The 21835-nt window shown below is 54.2% G+C and carries 21 protein-coding genes and 1 tRNA gene; 9 read left to right on the top strand and 13 right to left on the bottom strand.

What is annotated here, in order from left to right; genetic code table 11:
* A tRNA-Val gene (locus tag R0J87_RS06520) sits at positions 1 to 77 on the bottom strand.
* Between the two features lie 182 nt (positions 78 to 259).
* Between R0J87_RS06520 and R0J87_RS06515 the strand changes: the two genes are divergently transcribed.
* Positions 260 to 1330, top strand: a complete 1071-nt coding sequence (locus R0J87_RS06515) for an endonuclease/exonuclease/phosphatase family protein (RefSeq protein WP_498885099.1) — start codon at positions 260 to 262, stop codon at positions 1328 to 1330.
* 36 nt (positions 1331 to 1366) lie between these two features.
* Here the strand turns inward: R0J87_RS06515 and R0J87_RS06510 are convergent, their stop codons facing one another.
* Positions 1367 to 2743 (bottom strand): class II fumarate hydratase, encoded by a 1377-nt coding sequence (locus R0J87_RS06510; protein WP_498885097.1) that lies wholly within the window; start codon positions 2741 to 2743, stop codon positions 1367 to 1369.
* A 302-nt stretch (positions 2744 to 3045) separates the two neighbouring features.
* Here R0J87_RS06510 and R0J87_RS06505 point away from each other — a divergent pair, with 302 nt between their 5' ends.
* Positions 3046 to 3420, top strand: coding sequence for a phasin family protein (locus R0J87_RS06505; protein WP_498885095.1), 375 nt, complete (start codon positions 3046 to 3048; stop codon positions 3418 to 3420).
* Between the two features lie 82 nt (positions 3421 to 3502).
* Here the strand turns inward: R0J87_RS06505 and hda are convergent, their stop codons facing one another.
* Together hda and R0J87_RS06495 are read right to left on the bottom strand one after the other, a co-directional pair.
* Entirely contained in the window at positions 3503 to 4207 is a 705-nt protein-coding gene (gene hda / locus R0J87_RS06500; protein WP_498885093.1) for a DnaA regulatory inactivator Hda, read from the bottom strand.
* Positions 4204 to 5316, bottom strand: a complete 1113-nt coding sequence (locus R0J87_RS06495) for an AI-2E family transporter (protein WP_498885091.1) — start codon at positions 5314 to 5316, stop codon at positions 4204 to 4206. The genes hda and R0J87_RS06495 overlap by 4 nt, the downstream gene beginning before the upstream one ends.
* A 200-nt stretch (positions 5317 to 5516) precedes the next feature.
* On the opposite strand from R0J87_RS06495, the gene purM reads away from it, so the two are divergent.
* Together purM and purN are read left to right on the top strand one after the other, a co-directional pair.
* The gene (gene purM, locus R0J87_RS06490; protein WP_404466125.1) at positions 5517 to 6596 is read left to right on the top strand and encodes a phosphoribosylformylglycinamidine cyclo-ligase; all 1080 of its coding nucleotides are present in this window, start codon (positions 5517 to 5519) and stop codon (positions 6594 to 6596) included.
* Positions 6593 to 7336: a phosphoribosylglycinamide formyltransferase gene (gene purN / locus R0J87_RS06485; protein WP_498885089.1), complete on the top strand. Its 744-nt coding sequence runs from the start codon at positions 6593 to 6595 to the stop codon at positions 7334 to 7336. The genes purM and purN overlap by 4 nt, the downstream gene beginning before the upstream one ends.
* A gap of 85 nt (positions 7337 to 7421) precedes the next feature.
* Here purN and dcd read toward each other — a convergent pair whose 3' ends face one another.
* The 4 genes from dcd to cobA all read right to left on the bottom strand — a co-directional run bounded on the left by dcd (position 7422) and on the right by cobA (position 11042).
* Entirely contained in the window at positions 7422 to 7988 is a 567-nt protein-coding gene (gene dcd, locus R0J87_RS06480) for a dCTP deaminase (protein WP_404345566.1), read from the bottom strand.
* Positions 7989 to 7999: 11 nt separating this feature from the next.
* Positions 8000 to 8800: an iron-sulfur cluster carrier protein ApbC gene (apbC, locus tag R0J87_RS06475; protein WP_498885088.1), complete on the bottom strand. Its 801-nt coding sequence runs from the start codon at positions 8798 to 8800 to the stop codon at positions 8000 to 8002.
* Between the two features lie 149 nt (positions 8801 to 8949).
* Positions 8950 to 10089, bottom strand: coding sequence for a coiled-coil domain-containing protein (locus R0J87_RS06470; protein WP_498885086.1), 1140 nt, complete (start codon positions 10087 to 10089; stop codon positions 8950 to 8952).
* Between the two features lie 149 nt (positions 10090 to 10238).
* Positions 10239 to 11042 (bottom strand): uroporphyrinogen-III C-methyltransferase, encoded by an 804-nt coding sequence (cobA, locus tag R0J87_RS06465; protein ID WP_404466408.1) that lies wholly within the window; start codon positions 11040 to 11042, stop codon positions 10239 to 10241.
* 297 nt (positions 11043 to 11339) lie between these two features.
* Between cobA and R0J87_RS06460 the strand changes: the two genes are divergently transcribed.
* From R0J87_RS06460 to R0J87_RS06445, 4 genes are all read left to right on the top strand, one after another.
* Positions 11340 to 12263, top strand: a complete 924-nt coding sequence (locus R0J87_RS06460; protein ID WP_404345563.1) for a GGDEF domain-containing protein — start codon at positions 11340 to 11342, stop codon at positions 12261 to 12263.
* 29 nt (positions 12264 to 12292) lie between these two features.
* Complete coding sequence (locus R0J87_RS06455) at positions 12293 to 12631, top strand: 4a-hydroxytetrahydrobiopterin dehydratase (RefSeq protein ID WP_404345562.1); 339 nt, start codon at positions 12293 to 12295, stop codon at positions 12629 to 12631.
* Complete coding sequence (locus tag R0J87_RS06450) at positions 12632 to 13822, top strand: amino acid aminotransferase (protein WP_404345561.1); 1191 nt, start codon at positions 12632 to 12634, stop codon at positions 13820 to 13822.
* 245 nt (positions 13823 to 14067) lie between these two features.
* Complete coding sequence (locus R0J87_RS06445; RefSeq protein WP_498885084.1) at positions 14068 to 15552, top strand: NCS2 family permease; 1485 nt, start codon at positions 14068 to 14070, stop codon at positions 15550 to 15552.
* A gap of 1 nt (position 15553) precedes the next feature.
* On the opposite strand, the gene R0J87_RS06440 is transcribed toward R0J87_RS06445, so the two are convergent.
* From R0J87_RS06440 to R0J87_RS06430, 3 genes are all read right to left on the bottom strand, one after another.
* Positions 15554 to 16888 carry an MATE family efflux transporter gene (locus R0J87_RS06440; RefSeq protein ID WP_498885103.1) on the bottom strand — a complete coding sequence of 445 codons (1335 nt, stop codon included), beginning with the start codon at positions 16886 to 16888 and terminating at the stop codon, positions 15554 to 15556.
* Positions 16889 to 16991: 103 nt separating this feature from the next.
* Positions 16992 to 17576, bottom strand: coding sequence for a YceI family protein (locus R0J87_RS06435; RefSeq protein ID WP_404345559.1), 585 nt, complete (start codon positions 17574 to 17576; stop codon positions 16992 to 16994).
* Positions 17577 to 17643: 67 nt separating this feature from the next.
* Positions 17644 to 18201, bottom strand: coding sequence for a cytochrome b (locus R0J87_RS06430; protein WP_498885083.1), 558 nt, complete (start codon positions 18199 to 18201; stop codon positions 17644 to 17646).
* Positions 18202 to 18532: 331 nt separating this feature from the next.
* Here R0J87_RS06430 and R0J87_RS06425 point away from each other — a divergent pair, with 331 nt between their 5' ends.
* Positions 18533 to 18811, top strand: a complete 279-nt coding sequence (locus R0J87_RS06425) for a hypothetical protein (protein WP_498885082.1) — start codon at positions 18533 to 18535, stop codon at positions 18809 to 18811.
* A 114-nt stretch (positions 18812 to 18925) separates the two neighbouring features.
* Here R0J87_RS06425 and R0J87_RS06420 read toward each other — a convergent pair whose 3' ends face one another.
* Together R0J87_RS06420 and purF are read right to left on the bottom strand one after the other, a co-directional pair.
* On the bottom strand, positions 18926 to 20125 hold the full coding sequence (locus R0J87_RS06420) for an O-succinylhomoserine sulfhydrylase (RefSeq protein WP_498885081.1): 1200 nt from the start codon (positions 20123 to 20125) through the stop codon (positions 18926 to 18928).
* Positions 20126 to 20235: 110 nt separating this feature from the next.
* Complete coding sequence (gene purF / locus R0J87_RS06415) at positions 20236 to 21756, bottom strand: amidophosphoribosyltransferase (protein ID WP_311065511.1); 1521 nt, start codon at positions 21754 to 21756, stop codon at positions 20236 to 20238.
* Positions 21757 to 21835 lie beyond the last annotated feature (79 nt).

Below are 21835 nucleotides of genomic sequence, written 5' to 3'. Positions count from 1 at the left end.
TGGTAGGACCAGGCGGATTTGAACCGCCGACCTCCACGATGTCAACGTGGCGCTCTAACCAACTGAGCTATGGTCCTGCTGTGCAACGGATGCGTATTCTACGGCTTCATAGCTGAATTGCAAGTAGTTTTTATAACTCAACCCCTGGGCGATACCCCCTTTATCCGCTGAGAAATGAATAATATCGACACTTATCAAATCGAACAGCTAAGCTGCACATAGGTTAATAATGATCGCTGGTTAAATAAGGAGGTATGTTTTGCTAGGGCCTTTGCTAGGATGCATCGCCGTTTTGCTGCTGCTGTCTACGCTCATCGCTCGTATCAAACTGCGCTGGTGGTGGATACGCAGCTTTGAATTCCCACGTTTACAGATAGCCGCGCTCGCTGGCCTCTGTGCACTCATCAGCGCCGTACTACTTGAATCAGGTCAATGGCGTACTTCAGCGGTCACCCTCTCGCTATTCACCCTTCTGCTCCAGCTACGTTATATCCTTCCCTGGACTCGCCTCTGGCCCGTGCAGGTAAAGTCGTCGAACGATGCGCCAAGCGATCAAAAAATCACCTTACTGATTGCCAATGTACTGACCCCCAATCGCAAGGCAGACAAACTGCTCAGCATGATCAAGCAGTACCAGCCCGATATTGTTATCACGCTGGAATCCGATCAATGGTGGCAAGAGCAGCTCGACCAAGCGCTGGAGGATCAGTGGCCCAATAGTGTCAAAATACCGCTCGATAATCTCTACGGGATGCACATGTACTCCCGACTCCCCCTAAGCGACACGCAAGTAAAGTGGCTCATTCAAGATGACATTCCTTCTATACATACCTATGTCACCCTTGAGAGCGGTGACCGAATCCGCTTTTATGCATTGCACCCACGTCCGCCAGCGCCTAGCGAAAGTGAGAAATCGCTGTGGCGGGATGCAGAGCTGCTGCTAGTCGGCCAAGAGATTCATCGCCACCCGTCTGCCACGCTGGTCGCTGGCGACTTGAACGATGTAGCGTGGTCGCGCACTACACGTGGTTTCTGTCGCATCAGCGGCATGCTCGACCCTCGTCGCGGCCGCGGCCTGTTTAGCACGTTTCACGCTAACTACCCGGTACTGCGTTGGCCGCTAGACCACGTCTTTGTCAGCGAACACTTTACGCTAGATAGCATGCAGCGATTAGACGCCTTTGGCTCTGACCACTTCCCGATTCTCGCCACGCTTAGCTACCGCCCCAAGCGTCAGAATGAGCATGAAACGCCGGAAGCGAGCCGAGAAGAGCGGCAGGAAGCTAACGAAACCATTCAGCAGGGCAAAACGGAAAAACAGCAGACTTAACCGTTTTGCCCAAACGCTAGTGTGAAATGGCAGAGATTACTTGGGCACACCGCCTTGTGTTAATACGGTGGGATCCAGCAGGCGTTCTAGAGTGGCTCGGTCCAGGTCGGTCTCCTCTTCCGCGACATCGATAATCGGCCGTCCTGCTTGATATGCCTTTTTAGCAATCGCGGCGGCCGCGTTGTAGCCAATCTCGCTGTTCAGTGCGGTCACCAAAATCGGATTACGCGCCAGCGGCCCTTGCAGGTTGTCTTCACGCACTTTAAAAGTCGCAATGGCGCGCTCAGCCAACAGCTTGGCGGTATTACTCATTAGAGTAATTGACGTGAGCAGATTAGATGCCACCAGCGGCAGCATAACGTTTAGCTGGAAATTGCCGCTCTGCCCAGCCACGGTGATGGCCGTATCTAACCCCATCACCTGCGCGGCCGCCTGAGCCGCCGACTCAGGAATCACCGGATTTACCTTTCCCGGCATAATAGAACTGCCCGGCTGAAGCGCTTCAAGCTCGATTTCGCCCAGCCCGGCCAGTGGCCCCGAGTTCATCCAACGCAGGTCGTTGGCGATCTTCATCACCACGCAGGCAAAACCTTTCAACTGGCCGGATAACTCCACTGCAGCGTCCTGCGACGCTAGGCTGGCAAAGAAGCTATCGTTAGGCACAAAAGAGAGGCCTGTTTGTTGGCTCAGATCCTTTGCAATCAAGTCAGCAAAGCCCTCAGGCGCGTTAATACCGGTCCCCACTGCAGTACCACCCTGGGCAAGGCGGCATAACCGCACCATCGCACTGTCAAAGCGTTCAATGGCTTGCCCCACCTGACTAGACCAGGCCCCTAACTCTTGATCCATGCGCAAGGGCATAGCGTCCATCAAATGGGTACGCCCGGTTTTAACGACATGGCTTAGTTCATCAGCACGGTGATCAATGGTCGCTTGTAGCGTGACTAATGCAGGCCTCAGTGACTCATTCACGGCGATAGCGGCGGAGAGATGGATCGCAGTGGGAATGACGTCGTTACTCGATTGCCCCATATTCACGTGATCGTTGGGCGTCACCTCGACGCCTTCACGGCTGGCTAGCGTCGCTAGCACCTCATTCACGTTCATATTGGTCGACGTGCCCGAGCCGGTCTGGAAAACATCAATGGGAAAGTGCTCGTCGTGCTGGCCATCAATCACCGCCTGGGCAGCTTTCTCAATAGCCTGCGCACGCTCTGCATCAAGCAAGCCTAACTGCTGATTACTACGTGCAGCGGCGAGCTTAATGCGTGCCACCGCATGTACAAACGCTACCGGCATGGGTGTGCCTGAGACGGGGAAATTGTTAATGGCACGCTGGGTTTGGGCACCGTAAAGCGCCGTTGCCGGCACTGCTAGCTCGCCCATACTATCCCGTTCAATGCGTGTTTCCATGGAGCACTCCTGTTGGATCGGCAGTATTAACGCTAACACCACCTCATTGATAACAATTCTCTCTACACTTTAGCCTAGACACCTGGATACATTAGGTAAACCTACTGAAGATCTAAGCGGGCGGTGCGAGGTTTATTTTGCTCGAATTGTTGCACTGCACAAAACGGCTTGCTATGCTGCAATGCAAGATAACCCAGATCAGTAACGGTGCATTCCTTCACTCGCCGTCGCTGATTAATGAACCGTCTTGGGCTTAAGCTTAGCAGCCCACAGACCTTAGCAATGGCACAGGAGTGTTCACTATGCGTACTTTTAACACCAACGAAATGACTCAACAGTTTGACAATATGTTTATGGCTCCGGCACGCGCCTACATGAGCCTGAGCATTGATTACTCTGAAAAACTGCTGAATGCTCAGCTAGACGCCAACAAAGCCTACGTTGATACCGGCATTGCACAAATGCGCCAGCTGATGAGCGTTAAAGACGCCGATGGCCTGCGTAGCTACATGGAAGGCCAGCAGAAAGTGGCCAAAGAACTGGCTGAGCGCGTGAAAGGCGATGCAGATAAAGTGGTATCGCTGCAGCAAGACTTTATGCAAAAGAGTCAGAAGCTGACCGAAGAAAATGTTAAGCAAGCACAAGCTGCTGCTAACAAAATGAGCAAAACTGCCTAACATGTGACGGTGACCGTTAAAGCGGTCAGTGTGCGTCAATGCGGTTTGATAATGCCCTTGCCAGTTTTCTGGCAGGGGCGTTTTACCAATTAAGGGCGGACTTTACGAAGGGAATGGTGAGTTTGCGCTTGGCCGAGAGCGATGCTTGATCCAACGTCTCCAGCGCTCGGCATAGCTCACCCAGTTCCCTAGGGCCACGGTGCATAATATAGCGGCCCACATCATCCGGCAGCTGCATTCCACGCACATTGGCGCGCAGCTTCAGGGCCGCTAGGCGATCATTATCGTCCATCGGGTGTAAATGAAACGTCACCCCCCAAGCAAGACGAGAAGCCAGGTCTGGCAGCACGACGTCTAAATGGCGCGGCGGCTTGTTTGCCGCAATCAGCAGCGCTTTACCCGCATCCCTCAAGCGATTAAACGCATGAAACAGCGCCTCCTCCCAGCGCTTACGCCCGATGACATACTCCAAATCATCAATCGCTACGAGATCCAGCCGTTCAATATCCTCTAGCATCAGCGGGGGAAAATGGCCTAGATCAGCCAACGGCAGATAAAGCGCACGCTTATCTTGATCCGAAGCCGCGTGGCAGGCCGCTTGCAAAAGATGGCTGCGCCCGCTGCCCGGCGCGCCCCAGAGATAAATAAACGGCTCTGAGGCAGGCGCCAGCTGGTGGCTTAAATGGTCTACCAATGAAGCATTAGCACTGGATGCGTAATAGTTATTAAACGTAGCATCGTCGCGCAACCCTACCCCAAGTGGTAGCTGTGCCGGTACTCGGCTCATGATGACTCCCTTTTGTCGTCGCGACCCAGCTCATCATGCTGTGTTTGCTGTTCTGATGATTCCAACTGCGCATCATAAAGCGCACTGTTTTTATAACGATCCTTCACCTCACGCAGCAGCACCATAATCACCGCCGCGGCTGGAAGCGCCAACAAGACACCGGTCAAACCAAACAGGTGCCCACCCGCCAGCACTGCAAAAATAACCGCCACAGGATGTAGGCCAATCTTATCGCCTAATAACTTTGGCTGCAGCACCACGCTCTCAGCAACCTGTCCCAACCCAAAGACAGCCACTACCCCCAGCAACGCCCACCAAGTGTCAAACTGGAAGAGCGCCACCACCAGCGCAATCACCAACCCGACAATAAACCCCAAAAAGGGCACGATGCTCACTAGCCCTGAGAGCACGCCAATCAGCAGGCCAAAGTTAAGCCCCAATAACGTTAACCCCACCGCATAAATAATACCTAGGCATAGCATGACCAGTAGTTGGCCACGCAGGAACGACGCCAATACCTCATCACAGCGATGCGCTAAGCGGTACGTATCATCTGCCCACTGTCGCGGCACCAGATTCGCTAGATTGCTGAGCATGCGACTCCAATCCAGCAGGAGATAAAATGTCACCACTGGAATCAGAGCTACGTAGGTGACCCAGGAGACAAAGGCCATTCCCGAGCGGCCAATTTGGCCTAGCGCCTGAGCCACATAGCTGCCCGCATCGCGCCAGTTCTCAACCAGAGTTTCACGCACATTACTGAGCTCGGCAGCCAAATCATAACCTGTCCACTCTTGCACCTGAGGCGCCAGAACACTCTCTACCCAATTAAGCGCGCCCGGCAGCGCCTCTCCCAACTGTTTGATCTGCTGAACCACTAATGGGATAAGAATAAGTAAGCTCAACGCTAAGACAAACATCAGGACTAAAAACACGCTGCTGACCGCCCAAGTGCGTTTCATACCCAAACGCTGGAAATAGTTGGTCAAGGGGTCGGCTAAATACGCCAGGATTAAACCGGCAATAAAGGGCATCAGCACAGCATCAAGTAAGTAAACCGTGCCAACCAGCGCAATAAGTAGCGCTATTCCCCACCATGAATTTCTCATTCAACACTCCTTCCTGGATATACGGTCAGCGGTAATGCTTGAATAGTAACAAAAGTTGCCCGCAGCGCACCTGATAACGCGTCACATCGATGCGACTTACGTCGCTGAGTGATACAATCATCCCCCGTTATTGCTCCGGCACTGGCTTAATTGCCAGCACAATCGCATTGCAGCATTGCATAGGCTTCACAGGACCTGTCATGACCGAGACCTCTCCCTCCCAGGCTACTCCCTCTCTCAGCTATAAAGATGCAGGCGTCGATATTGATGCCGGCAACGCCCTTGTTGACCGTATCAAGCACGTTGCCAAACGCACATCACGCCCTGAAGTGATGGGTGGCCTTGGCGGTTTCGGTGCGCTCTGTGAGCTGCCCGCAGGCTACAAGCAGCCGGTGCTTGTTTCAGGCACCGATGGCGTTGGCACCAAACTGCGCTTGGCGATGGACCTTGGCAAGCATGACACTATCGGCATTGACCTGGTAGCTATGTGTGTTAACGACCTTATTGTGGCTGGCGCTGAGCCGCTGCTGTTCCTGGACTACTATGCCACTGGCAAGCTGGATGTGGATATCGCCGCCGACGTAGTCACCGGCATTGGCGCAGGCTGTGAGTTAGCGGGCTGCGCACTGGTAGGCGGTGAAACCGCAGAAATGCCCGGCATGTACGAAGGCAGCGACTATGACCTAGCTGGCTTCTGCGTTGGCGTTGTCGAGAAGTCTGAGATTTTGGATGGCAGCAAGGTCGCTGAAGGCGATGTGCTGCTTGGGCTGGCCTCCTCTGGCCCCCACTCCAACGGCTATTCGCTGATTCGTAAAATTCTCGAAGTCAGCAACGCGTCCCTGGAAGAAACCGTTGACGGCAAGCCGCTAAGCGATGCCTTGATGGCCCCTACGCGCATCTATGTAAAATCACTGCTTTCGATGATGCGCGGCACCGACATTCCCGTACACGCCCTGTCGCACATTACCGGCGGCGGTTTGCTAGAAAATATTCCACGCGTTCTGCCAGACACTCTGGCAGCACACATTGACCTTACCAGCTGGCAGCGCCCTGAAGTGTTTAACTGGCTGCAAGCCAAAGGCAACGTCAACGAAACCGAAATGCACCGCGTGCTGAACTGCGGTATTGGCATGGTCATCGTGGTGCCCGCAGAGCAGGCAGCGAACGCCAAGGCGCACCTTGAAGCCCAAGGCGAGACTGTTTATCAAATCGGTCAGATTATTCAGCGCCAGGACGAGGCGGTTGTACTTGACCACGCCCAAGCGAGCCACAACGCATGAGCAGCACCGACTACAGCAGCGACACCCTAAACGGCATGACGCCTGATCCTGTGGGCGCACGCCGCGTGGTGGTACTGATTTCTGGCAGCGGCAGTAATCTACAGGCACTCATTGATGCTCAGCAGCATGACCGTCTAGGCGGTGAGATCGTTGCGGTGATCTCTAACGAGCCTGATGCCTATGGTTTGAAACGTGCCCATGAAGCTGGCATCGAAGCGGTTGTACTTCCCCATCGTGAATACGATAGCCGCGATGCTTACGATGGTGCGCTGATCAAGGTGATCGAGCGTCACGAGCCAGACGTTATCGTTCTAGCGGGCTTTATGCGCATTCTCACGCCGCGTTTTGTACAGCGCTTCCTGGGGCGGGTGCTTAACATTCACCCCTCACTGCTGCCGGCCTATCAGGGCTTGAACACTCACGCACGGGCATTGGCTGATGGCGCATCGCACCACGGCTGCAGCGTCCACTTTGTCACCGAAGAGTTAGATGGCGGCCCAGTGGTACTGCAAGCAGAGCTTCAGGTTAGCTCAGATGACACGGTGGAGACGCTAAAAGAGAAAGTCCACGCGCGCGAGCACCTGATCTTCCCAATTGCGGTGCAGTGGTTCTTGGAAGGCCGATTGCAGTTCACCGCAGACGGCGCCACCATGGACAGCCATCCGCTTCCGCCTTACGGCATGCGCCTCTCCCATGCGGATGCTGCCGAAGAGCTGGATGAAGAGATCGACGACGCCTGATTCCAGAGCGCTGCCAATAAAAAAAGCCTTGCCGCAGTGATGCGGCAAGGCTTTTTTATAAGACTTTTTTAGTAGCAAGGGTGTATTAGGTGCGCGGTAGCGTCACGCCACGTTGACCCATGTACTTACCGCCCCGATCTTTATAAGAAGTTTCACATACTTCATCAGACTCTAGGAAAAGCATCTGAGCCACACCCTCGTGGGCATAGATCTTCGCGGGCAGGTTGGTGGTGTTAGAGAACTCAAGCGTTACGTGCCCTTCCCACTCAGGCTCAAGCGGCGTCACGTTGACGATAATGCCGCAACGCGCGTAGGTCGATTTACCCAGACAAATGGTCAGCACATTACGCGGAATACGGAAGTACTCCACAGTCCGCGCCAGCGCAAATGAGTTTGGTGGAATAACGCAGACATCGCCCTTCACGTCGACAAAGCTTTTTGCGTCGAAGGCCTTAGGATCCACAATCGCCGAGTGAATGTTAGTAAACACCTTAAACTCATCGGCACAGCGCACGTCGTAACCATAGCTTGAGGTGCCATAGGAGATAACACGCTGATCGTTCACATAGCGCACCTGCTCTGCCTCAAACGGCTCAATCATGGCATCGCTTTGCGCCATCCGGCGAATCCACTTGTCTGATTTAATGCTCATCGGTTACTTCATCACTCGCTAAAAGAAATCGTAGGGCCGCCACTTTGGCTGGCACTGACAGATTGCGCTACTTTGCTGGCAATCTCGGCGAAGGTGCGGCTCACCGAGCTGTCCGGCTCGGAGATAACGCTAGGACGTCCAGAATCAGCCAGCTCGCGAATCGACAGCGTCAGCGGCAAGCGGCCTAATACCGTTGTTTCGTACTCATCGGCGATGCGATCGCCACCACCGGTGCCAAAAATAGCGGCCTCATGCCCGCAATTTTCACAGTGGTACAGGCTCATGTTTTCCACCACGCCCAGCACCGGCACGTTCACTTTACGGAACATCTCGATACCTTTACGGGCATCCAACAGCGCAATGTCTTGAGGGGTGGTGACAATTACAGCTCCGGCCACCGGCACCTTTTGTGCCAGCGTGAGCTGAATATCACCAGTACCGGGCGGCATATCAATCAGCAGAAAATCCAGGTTATCCCATTGCGTTTGCGTTAGCATCTGTTGGAAAGCACCGACTACCATCGGGCCACGCCACACCATCGCCTCGCGGGTATTCACCATAAACGCCATCGACATCGCCTGGATGCCGTGAGCTTCCAGCGGCAAAAACTTATTATCCGCAGCGGCCTGGGGGCGAACGCCCTCTTTGACACCCAGCATTTGTGCTTGGCTAGGGCCGTAAATATCGGCATCCAGCACGCCAACGCGATAGCCTTGTGCAGCCAACGCCAGCGCTAAGTTGACAGTCACCGTGGATTTACCCACGCCACCTTTGCCAGACGCCACAGCCACAATATGTTTTACACCATCCATCAATGGCACTCCCGTTGTTTGCTTATCGTGAACATGGCGTGAATGATACTCCTCACCGGTCTATTTCTAAACCAACAAACAAAAGCGGATATGGGAAATCCCACATCCGCTCAAGGAGTCAACCGCTCGGTGAAGGCTCAGTGCAGCGCTTAGTTACTGCTTTGCTGGCTCTCTTCAGCCGCTGAATCTTCACTGTCTGACTGGGCATCCTCACCAGCACCCTCTTGCTCGCTTTGCTGGTTTTGCTGCTCACCGGTTAGATCAGGCACTTCACCCGTCGTAGGGTCTTCAACGTTAAGGCGCTCATCCAGCGTTGAAAGCTCATCGCGCCACTCGCTCAGCTGCGTTTCTAAACGCGCCAGCTGCTCTTGGCGAGACTCAATATCGCTCTCGACGTTGGCCACCTCTTCACGCCCAATATCTAGCGCGACCATCAGGTCGTCCATTTCAGTGCGGACCTGATTCAGGCTTTGCTGCTCTTCTTCACGTAATTGGGATAGCGAATCCACCTCTGACTGCAGCTCGTCACGCTCGCTCATGACGCTATCACGCTCTTCTTGCAGGCCTTGCAGTTCGCTCTCCTGGGTTGCAATTTCTTCATCGAGAGTCGCTAAACGGTCGTTGGCATCGCTAACTTGAGTTTCCAGCTCACCAAGTTCGGTTTCAGCAGCACCTTGCTCCTCAACGGCCTGCTGACGCTGTTCTTCTGCCTGCTGACGCGCAGCTTCTGCCTGTTGGCGAGCGTCTTCGGCACTTTGACGCGCTTCCTCAACCTGCTGTAGCGACGACTCTGCCTCATCACGCTCGCTCACCACTTGGTCACGCTCTTCACGCAGGGCCTGCAATTCACTTTCCGCGCTGGCAAGCTGCTCTTCCAGTGCCGTCACTTCTTGCTGCAGCGTCTCGCGCTGGCTTTCAAGCTCCTCAAGACGCGACTGTACGCTGCTGACATCACCCTGGGCAGACTCCAGGCTTGCTGTGGCCTCCGCTTGCTGCTGCTCTAAAGAGGCCATTTCATCACGCATGGCCGTCAAATCCGCTTCTGCCTGCTCTACTTCTGATAAACGCTGGCTGAGTTGAGCATTTTCTTGCTCAGTGCTGGCAAGCTGCCCTTCTAGCGTTTCGACGCGTTCTTGATGGGTACCTGAATTGGATTGCGCCATGACGGCCCAAATCACAGCAATCGCGGCGATACCGGCAATACCCTTCACCCGGTTATCTTGGAAGAGTGTTTTCATATCCGGCTTATGGGATGGCGTGTTCGGATTTGGCTGGTTAACGTCTGACATGCTGCGTCCCTCTTTGCGCTTGGCTGCTGTTATCAGCAGCATTAGTGACAAGTAGCACGATGGTGATCAAATCGTCGTTTTATGAATCTTATCGTTACTAGCATACACAGCGCGGGTCATAACGCCACCCAGCATGGCACTCAAAACATTTACCCTTGCGTTAAACGCGCATGCTTGCCATCTGAAAATCCAACCGCCGTACCATGATCCGCCTCGAACCAAGACAGCGTTTGATGTAGCGACACAACGCTGCCAATAATCAGCAAAGTAGGCGGCTTGATACCGCCGTTATAAAAGCCTTCGGGCAGCTCACTGAGCGAGCCGACATGAGTGCGTTGACGCTGCGTCGTTCCCTGCTCAATAAGCGCTAACGGGGTCGACTTGCTCAACCCATGCGCCATGAGTCCTTCGCAAATTAAACTCAGATTGCTTAGCCCCATATAAAACACCAGCGTCTGTCCTGACTGGGCCAGCGTAGGCCAATCCAAACTTAGCTCGCCGTGCTGTAGATGCCCCGTTACAAACCGCACCGACTGCGCGTGATCGCGATGGGTGAGCGGAATCCCTGCATAAGCAGCGCAGCCAGACGCCGCGGTAATACCCGGAACCACTTCCACGGGCACGCGTTCGGCAACCAGCGTCTCCAGCTCTTCGCCTCCACGCCCAAAAATAAACGGGTCGCCTCCTTTGAGACGAACCACTTTTTTGCCCTGCCACGCCCAGGCGACCAATGATTGGTTGATCTCGTCTTGAGGGACGCTGTGGGAGGAGCGCGCCTTGCCGACGTAATAGCGGGCTGTGGTCGCAGGCAGTAGCGCCAGTATTTCATCGCTGACTAAACGGTCATACAGCACCACTTCTGCGCTCAATAGCCGTTTGTACGCTTTTAACGTCAATAAATCAGGATCGCCTGGACCAGCGCCGATCAAGCTAACACGCCCCAGGCAATTCAGAGACGCATCCGCTGCCTTGGCGTCACCTATCTGTGATTGCTGCGTATCCAAAACGACCACCCAGTGGATTAACAAATGTTTTATCAATATGCCAAAAAAGCATCAAAAGCAGGCGATGCTCTACTTTTAACCATTTTCGCGGCAATATAGTAAAAAAGGAATAGATGATGAATTTTTAATTCCCAAAAAATATTAAAAAACGAGAAATTGTCAGTAATGGCTTACATATTGTTTACGCTTTTACCGCTAATCTTCACGGCTAACTTACAACAGGCATAAAAAATTGGAGATTCACGCATGCCCGTGAATGACGTACCCGTACCTCCTGTAGCCATTCCTCAGAATACCGGTAAGAGTGCCGACAACTTAGTCCCCCATATTCCTGGGGTACTTTTTCAGTTTTTCCGCTCTCATAGCGGCCAGATGCACTTCCCGTACCTTGAGGGCGGCGGTATAGCACTCGCTTATGTTGATAAACAGCAGTTAGCCACCGATGCCAGCCCGCTATTAGAGCAACTAACGGGCGATGACCACCCGAAAGTGATGTCGGCGATCGAGCGTTCAGCTCGCTGGATGCTGCCACTCAATACGCGTTTTCGGCTCCCTTTTCCCCAAGAAAAACCGCATTGGATCGCCGTGAGCGCCAACCCAGAGCCCATTGAGTCTGGGGTACGCTGGAACGGCCTGATGCTGGACATTACCGACCAGGTCATCGAAGAGCAGCGGTTACGCAAACTATGTGATACCGACCCGCTGACCAGCTTGCCCAACCGACGCAAACTGATGGTGCAGTTAACCCACCTAACGTCTCTGAGCACCCGCCACGGTACGCCGCTTTCGATCATGATGATCGATATCGATCACTTCAAACAGCTCAATGACCGTTGGGGCCACCTACAGGGAGATAGTGTTCTGAAACAGCTCGCCACGGTGACGCAGTCGCTGCTGCGCTGTGAAGACATGGTGGCAAGATTAGGGGGTGAGGAGTTTATGGTAGTGCTGCCGCTAACCTCGCTGCAGCAATGCCATAAGCTTGCTGACCGCTTACGCCAAACCATTGCAGAACACGATTTTGGCATGGGGGCTGGGAGTGTGACGCTCAGCATAGGCGTAGCAGAGTATCGCTGTGGGGAGCCCATGGTGAGCCTCGTTGAACGAGCTGACCGAGCGCTATATAGCGCAAAGGATGTTGGTCGAGACTGTGTCTGCCTTCTACCTTAAGTAGGTGAACCTACAAAGGAGTTGACACCATGACAACGCTCGCTCATTCACAGTGCGAACCCTGCAGTGGCAACGCCATACCGCTCTCTTATGAGGCATGCCAAGCTCATCTTAAGGCGCTTCCAGAGTGGCAGATTATCGAGCACGATGGCATCATGAAGCTGTCGAGACAATTCACGTTTCGTAATTTTGCCGATGCGCTAGCGTTTAGCCAGCGGGTTGGCGATGTCGCAGAGCAGGCGGGGCATCACCCTGTACTGATGACCGAATGGGGCAAAACCACCGTCACTTGGTGGTCCCATGAAATAAACGGCCTGCATCTTAATGACTTCATTCTTGCCGCCAGAACCGACGAGGTAGCCGAATAAATGTTTGAGCAAATTGAGCGAGTCCCTGGAGACGCCATTCTTGGGCTGATCGAAGCTTTCAAAAAAGATACCAACCCGCAGAAAGTGGACCTTGGTGTTGGCGTATACCGCGACGCCGCTGGCAACACGCCGGTGATGCGCGCCGTCAAGGAAGCAGAAGCTCGCCTGCTCAAGAATGAAACCACCAAAACCTACATTGGTTCTCACGGTGCCCCGGCCTATGGTGAAGCCGTTCTTCCTATGGTACTGGGCGCTAACTCCCCAGTGCTGAACGCTAAGCGTGCCAGCGCTACCCAATCTCCTGGCGGCACTGGCGCCCTGCGTTTGGCGGCAGATTTTGTGGCCAGCCAACTGCCGGGTAAAGGTATTTGGGTTAGCGATCCTACGTGGCCCAACCACCACGGCATCTTCACCTCCGCCGGTATTGAGCTGCACAAGTACCCATACGTCGATGCCGACAACCGCCTTGATTTTGATGGCATGCTGGCCGCGCTGAAAAAGATTCCAGAAGGCGATGTGGTAGTGCTGCACGCCTGCTGTCACAACCCGACGGGCTTTGATCTTTCTCAGCAGCAGTGGCAAGAAGTGATGGCGGTATTGAAAGAGCGCCAACTGCTTCCGTTGATTGATTTCGCTTATCAGGGCTTTGGTGAAGGCTTAGACGAAGACGCCTACGGCGTTCGTCTGCTGGCTGAAAATCTAGATGAAGTGATCATCACCAGTTCCTGCTCCAAGAACTTTGGCATTTACTGCGAGCGTACCGGCTGCTTGATTCTGGTCGCCAAAGACGCCGAGCAGATGGAGAACGTTCGTTCACAAGTGGCGATTGTAGCGCGTGAGAACTACTCCAACCCGCCTGCTCACGGCGGCGCGATTGTCAGCGAGATTCTTCACGATGCCGAGCTTTCCGCTATGTGGCGCGAAGAGCTGACCGAAATGCGCGACCGTATCAACACGCTGCGCCGTGACTTCGTTGATGCGCTGAAGCCTTACGGTCTCGATGAGAAGTACGCCTGCGTTGCCGAACAGCGCGGCATGTTCTCCTATACCGGCCTAACACCTGAACAGGTTGATCGTCTACGCGATGAGTTTGGCATCTACATGGTGCGCTCTGGCCGCGCAAACGTAGCAGGCTTCTCTCATGAGAACCTCCCCTACCTAGCTAAAGCGATTGCTGCTGTGAACGACTAATCAGCATCCCGCGATCACTACGCCCAGGCAAATGCCTGGGCGTTTTTGTTAGTCACAACTTTCTGATGAAAAACCCATAACCTTATCAACCCCTTGGCCAAGGTTGTGTACAATTGCGCGTTCGCCGCCAGAGCCTGGGGCGCCCGTGCGGCGTCCGTTGCAAAGCAACGCTTGACCGATTAGTCAAACTTTCGGCACACTCAGCGTAGCCTTGTATACAACACACCATAACCAAGAGGCATAACATGGCGGCTGCCGGCACTCACTACCCGTGGTACAAAAAAGAAGACACCGACGCATTCTTTGCGCTCTTTCAAAACAATATCGCTAACTTCGTCATCATCGCGATTACGATGTTAGGCATGGGGTTCCCCACCTCGATTGTTTACGGCCAGGTGCTTCCCGGCGCGGCAGTGGCCGTGATGGCAGGTAACTTCTACTACGCCTGGAGCGCCGCTAGGTTAGCGCGTAAAGAGAACCGCAGCGACGTTACCGCCCTCTCTTACGGCATCTCTACCCCCGTGATGTTTGTGTTTCTATTTGGCGTCCTGTTACCTGCCAAACAGCTAACGGGTGATGCGGAGCTAGCCTGGAAAGTCGCCGTGGCAGCCTGCTTTATCAGCGGTGCCATTGAAGCCGTTATCAGCGTCATTGGCCGCTGGGTGCAGTACCACCTGCCTCGCGCCGCCATGCTGGGGGCGGTAGCTGGCGTAGCGCTGACGTTTATTGCCGGTGAAATGCTGTTCAAAACCCTAGAAATGCCGGTAGTCGGCCTGCTGGTGCTGGGTATTATTATTGTCGGCTTGGTGGCCCGGGTCAGCATGCCTTTCAAACTACCCACGTCGCTGTTTGCCATCGTGGTTGGCACCGCCATGGCCTACTTAATTGGCGATGCAGGCAGCGAGCGCTTTAGCGATGCCTTCACCCACCTGGGTTTCTACCCATTGCTGCCCAACCTTGCCTGGTTTGAGGGCCTTGGCCTGCTGTTTACCGGCATGCTGGCGGTGCTCACGGTGGTACTTCCCATCACGCTTTATAACGCCATCGAAACCATGAATAACGTTGAAGCCATGGAAGCCGCGGGCGATAAGTACGACGTGCGTGAATGCCAGGCGGTGGATGGTGCAGGCACCATGATTGGCGCGCTATTTGGTGGCGTGTTTCCAACGACGGTTTATATTGCCACGGTGGGCGCGAAATGGATGGGCGCGGGTCGCGGTTACAGCCTGCTCAACGGTGCCGTCTATGCACTGGCCACCATGTTTGGCCTGATTGCCGCACTGGCCGCCATTATTCCGGTTTCCGTCGTCGCTCCCATTCTAGTATTTGTAGGCATGTCGATGATTGCCACCGCGTTTCAAGCCAACGATACCCGCTACTACCCGGCCATTGCGCTGGCGATGCTGCCCTACTTTGCCAACTATGTCATGACACGCTTTAACCGAGGCGCAGGCGAGGTTGTCAGCGATATCTCCAGCGCCATTGTGGTGATGGGGCAAGGCGCTATGTTTATGGCCATTTTCTTGGGTGCCATGACGGTGTCTGTGATTGATCACCAATTCCGACGGGCAGCCGCGTTTGCTGTAATAGCCGCAGGCTTCTCGTTTGTCGGCTTAATGCATGCACCCAAACTCGCTTTTAACGCCGCGCCGGAATTTGTGATGGGCTACTTAGCTATGGCCCTGCTGTTTATCTACTTCTCGTTCCAAGAAGCACCCCATAAACGCTAATCTAGCCTGATGCTCCCGCCTGCCGATGCGGGCGGGAGAGAATACGCTTAAGCACCACCCACGCCGTTAGGCCGGCCAGCAGGTTGCCAATCGCCGCCCCCGCGGCTAGGCCGGTCCAGCCAAAGAGCTGCGATCCCAGCCATAAACAGGGCAAGTAGCAGATAAACAGCCGCGCACTGGAAAGCAGCATTGCCCTAAGCGGCCATCCCAGCGCATTACCCGCCGATACGACCAGCATACAGACACCAAGTGCTGCGTAGCTTGGCAGCATAAAGCGAATCAGCAGAGCAAGTTCACTCTGCACCTCTGGATTGCCCGCCAAGGCCATGGCCACCCACGGCGACGCTAACGCCAGCAGTACGCCAAGGCTTAGCTGCCAAATCACGGCCACTTTTAATGCTAGGCGCATAAGCTGCTGAATTTGCCCCCAATCCCCCGCGCCATAACAGCGCCCCAGCCAAGGAGGGAGTGACATGGTCATGGCAAGAATCACCATCAGCGATAGCGTCTCAAGGCGGCTCGCTAACCCCCACGCGGCTACCTGCGTATCGCCTAAGCCCGCCACTGCGGCAATAGCAAGCATGGCCGCCAGCGGTGGCATCAATTGGCTGACCATCGCGGGAGCGGCAATGCCTGTAAAAGGCCGCCATGAGCGCACGGCTTCTTGCCCAATATCATCCATTGTCGCCCACTGACAGCGACGCAATTTAGCCCCTGTTAGCATCAGACCAACGGAAAACGCTACGGCAGTCGCCCACGCTGCACCCGGCAGCCCCCAACCTTCCCAGCCACCTACACCAAAAATAAACAGCGGATCGAGCGCTAGATTGATCAGGCTACTGAGCACCATCATCTTGCCGGGCATGCGTGTATCACCGTGAGCACGAAAGACGCTATACATAAAGTAAAGCAGCGCCCCCAACCAAGCAGAGAATAGCTGAGGCCCCCAGTAGGCACGAATGTACGTCAGCGCCGTTTCGTCCGCCCCCAGCAGCTGAAAGAGCGGCACCTGAAGCAGCCATAACGCCACTGCCAGTACGGCAATCACCGCCCCCCCAGCAATCAGCACCAAGCTTGAGAGCCGCTTGGCCCTCGCCTGCTCGCCTGCTCCTAATGCTCTGGAAATCAACGCGGCGATGGCAATGCCCATCCCCACCTGTATTCCAATGATCAAAAACGACAGAGGAAAGGTAAACGACTGAGCCGCCAGCGGCGCAGTCCCTAAACGTGCGATAAACGCACTGTCCACAAGCTGAAAACCCAATAGCGCCAGCACACCAATGGCCATCGGCCACGTTTGCCGCCATAGGGTTATCGCCAACTCGCGTTGTTGCATGACAGCTGCCAAAAACTGACTCCTTAGCGTCATAAATGTAGGAATACTAAACGCAAAAAACGCCACCACCCGTTAGGGTGGCGGCGTTTTTAAACCGTATCGCTTACTGGCGAATACCTTCAAACGTCACGTACAGCTCAACTTCGTGCATAACTTCCGGGAAATCGCTCATGTTAATACCGAAATCACCGAGGGTAAGCATCGTGCTGCCTTCAAAACCTGCGCGGTAATTGCCCCAGGGGTCTTCACCTTCACCCATCAGCGTTACCGGCATTTCGATCTCTTGAGTCTGACCATGCAGCGTTAGCTCACCGGTCACAACGCCTTCATTGTCGCCGGTAGATTCAAATCCGGTAGAAGTAAACGTCGCCGTGGGGAATTCGCTGGCATTCAGGAAGTCACCGCTCAAGATGTGGCGGTCACGCTCAGCATGATTACTGGTCAGACTATCAATTTGAACTTCCATTTCGACAGAAGAAGCGTCCAGATCGTCAGCATCGTAAGAGAACTGGCCGTCAAACTCTTCAAAGCTGCCCAAGATGTAGGAGAAGCCCAGGTGGTTAATTTTAAATTGAACAAAGGCGTGCTGGCCTTCGATATCAATTTGATAATCTGCTGCCTGTGCTTGGCTTAAAGGAACCATCGCGGCTGCCGCTACGGCCACTGCCATTACGCTTTTTTTCATCATTACGTCCATCTCCTCTCTTTCCTTTATGGGCACTGTCCAAGTAGTACACCCGACAGCGTTCAAAAAATCAGTGTGACGTGTGGCTATGGCGGGGATTCAACATGCGCTTGAGCGTAGCGTGACGGTGCTTAAAGTGATGCACCAGCGCTACCAGCGCATGTCCGCCTGCCAATACCATTAATGCAATTGCGCTATACCAGTGCACGTCGCCCGCGAGACTCGCTTGATTAGGCAACCCGTGCAGCAGGGCAGGAATCTCGAACCAGTCAAATACGCTAATGCCGCGGCCGTTAGCTGTCGAAATTAAATAACCGCTCGTCAATACCAGCAGTAACAGTACATACAGTCCTATATGGCCCGCATGCGCCGCCACGCGCTCTAGCCGGCTCCCTTCGACGTTCGGGGTAGGCTGTACCAAACGCCATATAAGCCGGGTAAAGGTTACAAGCAGCAATAAAATGCCAATCGAGCGGTGAATCCAAGGTGCCTGATTATACCAAGGGTCATAGTAGCCCAAACCCGTCATCCACCAGCCCAGTATAAACAGGCCGATGATCGCCAGCGCACTTAGCCAATGGAAAGAAATACTAATGACACCCCAACCGCTGCGTGTGTTCCGCAACATCCTTGATTCCCCGTATAAAATCCGCGCTACCAGCGGCGAGCTGCTTTAACCAGGTTAAAAGCATACCGCCTCGCTAGGTAAAACTCTGCTGAAAAAAGCAGAATACTTCGTTCGTAAAAACCATTGAATATTCAGCTAACGACTGATGTGCCGACTCAAACACTCTCCGCGACGCACAGCCACCACCATTCGATAAAATCGAAAAAATATAGCAATTTTAATCAATTTTAATATTTGTTTAGCGCGCTTATTATTAGCGCACGTTCTGACACGACATGTCACCACGATCTAAGACACCTTCATTTGTAATCGTTAAGAGAGAGTACGCATCATGAAAAAGTTAACCCTGATTTCTGCTATCGCCCTGACCCTGACCTCTACGGCTGCTCTGGCTGAACAAGGCTCTGCTGAGCTAAATGAGGTTGTTCACGCAAGCTCTTCTGCCAGCCCCAGCGCTGAAAGCTTGGACATGACGCCGGCAGATTTGACGCTGGTAAACGGCGACGCTGCCAAAAACAACGTGATTGAGCCAAGCTCTGAAGCGCATCACGCAAACAGCAACGACGGCCAAATTGCGCAGTTCGACCTGCCACAACGCAACGCATCCTAAAACAGAGCAGTGCTGCCTAACACAGGCAGCGCTGAGTGTCACAGATGCCAAAAAACCCACCTATCGGTGGGTTTTTTGCTGGCCTGAACCTTTGTAGGCTTCAACCATAGTGACTTACTGAGCAGCTAGCGCATCTAAGCCACGTGCCAAATCACGCTGAATATCTTCCTGACTTTCAAGCCCAACGGCCACACGAATCAAGCCAGGCGAAATGCCTGCTGCTTCTTTCTGTGCATCCGAAAGTCGCCCATGTGTGGTGGTGGCTGGGTGAGTAATAGTGGTTTTCACATCACCTAAATTACCGGTAATGGAGAGCATGCGCGTTGCATCAATCACCTGCCAAGCGCCCTCTTGCCCACCTTTCACCTCAAAGCCAAGCACAGCGCCAAAGCCTTGCTGCTGCTGTTTAGCCAGCGCGTGCTGCGGGTGAGCTTCTAACCCGCTGTAGTAAACGCGCGTGACCGCAGGATGCTGGTCAAGCCAATGAGCAAGCGTGACAGCATTGTCGCAGTGCGCCTTCATGCGCAGCGAGAGGGTTTCTAACCCCTTTGTGAAAATCCACGCGTTAAACGGGCTCATACAGGGGCCGCAGGTACGCACCACGCCAAAGACTTCTTCCAGCACATCATGCTTGCCCACCACCGCGCCGCCAACCGCGCGTCCCTGGCCATCCAGGTACTTCGTGGCGGAGTGAATCACCAAATCCGCACCCAGGACGATAGGCTTTTGCAGTGCCGGCGTTAAAAAGCAGTTATCAATGGCTAATAGTGCGCCGCTACGCTTGGCGAGTGCCGCCAACGCAGCAATATCCGCTACTTCAGACAGCGGGTTTGACGGTGTTTCGGCAAACATCAGCTTGGTATTGGGGCTCATCGCCTCCTCCCAAGCCGCCATGTTAGAAAGCTCTACATAGCGGGTGGTAATACCAAACTTGCCGAGGTACTTATCAAACAGGCTCACCGTAGAACCAAACAGCGAACGCGAGGCAACGATCTCATCCCCCGATGACAGCAACGCTAGTGCCGTCGACAAAATCGCCGCCATACCGGAGCTGGTCGCTACACAGCGCTCACCACCTTCCAGTGCCGCTAGGCGGCGCTCAAAGGTATGAACCGTTGGGTTGGTAAAGCGCGAATAGACGTTGCCTGGCTCTTTGCCACCAAACTTCCGTGCCGCCTCGGCGGCACTCTCGTACACAAAGCTTGATGTGGGAAAAATGGGTTCCGAGTGCTCTTGCTCAAACGTGCGGTGATGGCCCGCGCGAATAGCGAGCGTCTCAAGCGACCACTCATCCTGATGGCTATCTTCGTGCATGTTAGAGCCCCTTATGCCAAACGCTATTGCAAAATACTGCTACCAAAATCCTAACGCTTAAAACGCCCCCATCACGCCTGCAGGCCAGCCGGCCGCAGGCGCATATCGGGTTAGTCGTCTAAATCGTCATCTTGATTATGCATATCGACCAGCGCATGATCACCGGCACTTTGATCTTTAGCGGCATCGTTACGGCTGGCTTCTAAGACAGCCAGATAAGCCTCATCGATATCACCCGTCACATAGTTGCCATCAAAGACGGAGCAGTCAAAGGCTTCCATCTCTGGGTTCACTTCACGGCAGGCGTCTTTAAGATCTTCCAAGTCCTGGTAGAAAATACGGTCAGCGCCAATCAACTGGCCAACTTCATCTTCCGTACGGCCATGGGCGATCAGCTCAGTGGCAGCCGGCATATCAATACCGTAAACATTGGGGTAGCGAACGGGCGGCGCAGCAGAGGCAAAATAGACCTTGCGTGCACCAGCATCGCGAGCCATCTGAATGATCTGTTTGCAGGTCGTACCCCGCACGATGGAGTCATCCACCAGCAGTACATTCTTACCCTTAAACTCAACGTCAATGGCGTTCAGCTTTTGGCGTACCGACTTTTTACGCTGGGTCTGCCCCGGCATAATGAAGGTACGGCCAATATAGCGGTTCTTCATGAAGCCTTCGCGGTAGGTCACGCCGAGATGCTGGGCCATTTCCAGTGCCGAGGTGCGCGAGGTATCGGGGATGGGAATAACCACATCGATATCGTGGTCCGGCCACTCGTTCAGAATCCGGTCACCCAGCTTGCGCCCCATCTGCATACGCGTGCCGTACACGTAGGCACCGTCCAAGATGGAGTCAGGGCGGGCAAGGTAGACATGCTCAAAAATGCACGAACGCAGCTGCGGGCGATCAGCGCACACCTGGGTATGAATCTGGCCCTGCATATCGACGAAAATCGCTTCGCCCGGTGATAAATCACGCTCCAACTCAAAGCCGCCAACATCCAGCGCCACGGATTCAGAGGCAATCATGACATCTTGGCCATCGCCATCCTGGCGGGTACCAAACACCACCGGACGAATACCGTGCGGGTCACGGAAAGCCACCATACCAAACCCGTTAATGATCGCGACCGCCGCGTAGCCGCCTTTGCAGCGCCGGTGCACTCTACGAACCGCGTCGAAAATGTCTTCCGCTTCCAGATGAAGGCCCTGTTTACCCAGCTCGTGGGCAAACACGTTAAGCAGCACTTCAGAGTCTGAGCTGGTGTTGATATGGCGAAGGTCGGTGGAGAACAGCTCCTGCTTCAACTGCTCAGAGTTGGTCAGGTTGCCGTTGTGAGCCAGCGCAATGCCGTAAGGGGAGTTAACATAGAAAGGCTGAGACTCTGCCTCGCTAGAAGAGCCTGCGGTTGGGTAACGCACATGGCCAATACCCAGGTTACCTTTCAGGCGAGCCATGTGGCGAGTATGGAAGACGTCACGGACTAAGCCGTTACTCTTGCGCAGTAGGAAGCGTCCCTCGCTCCAAGTCATCATTCCGGCAGCGTCCTGGCCCCGATGCTGAAGTACGGTCAGGGCATCGTAGATTCCCTGATTTACCGCCTGCTTGGCCAGAAGGCCCACTATACCGCACATTCCAGTTACCTCGCTTTAATACCATGACTTACTGACGCAAGCCCGTACGTTCATCAAACTGACAAGCGCTAGCGCTGGA

This window comes from Halomonas sp. SIMBA_159 (assembly GCF_046536035.1).
GTDB classification, from domain to species: Bacteria; Pseudomonadota; Gammaproteobacteria; order Pseudomonadales; family Halomonadaceae; genus Vreelandella; species Vreelandella venusta_A.
Note: the sequence above shows the minus strand (reverse complement) of the source record. Positions and strands in the feature narration are given on the sequence as shown.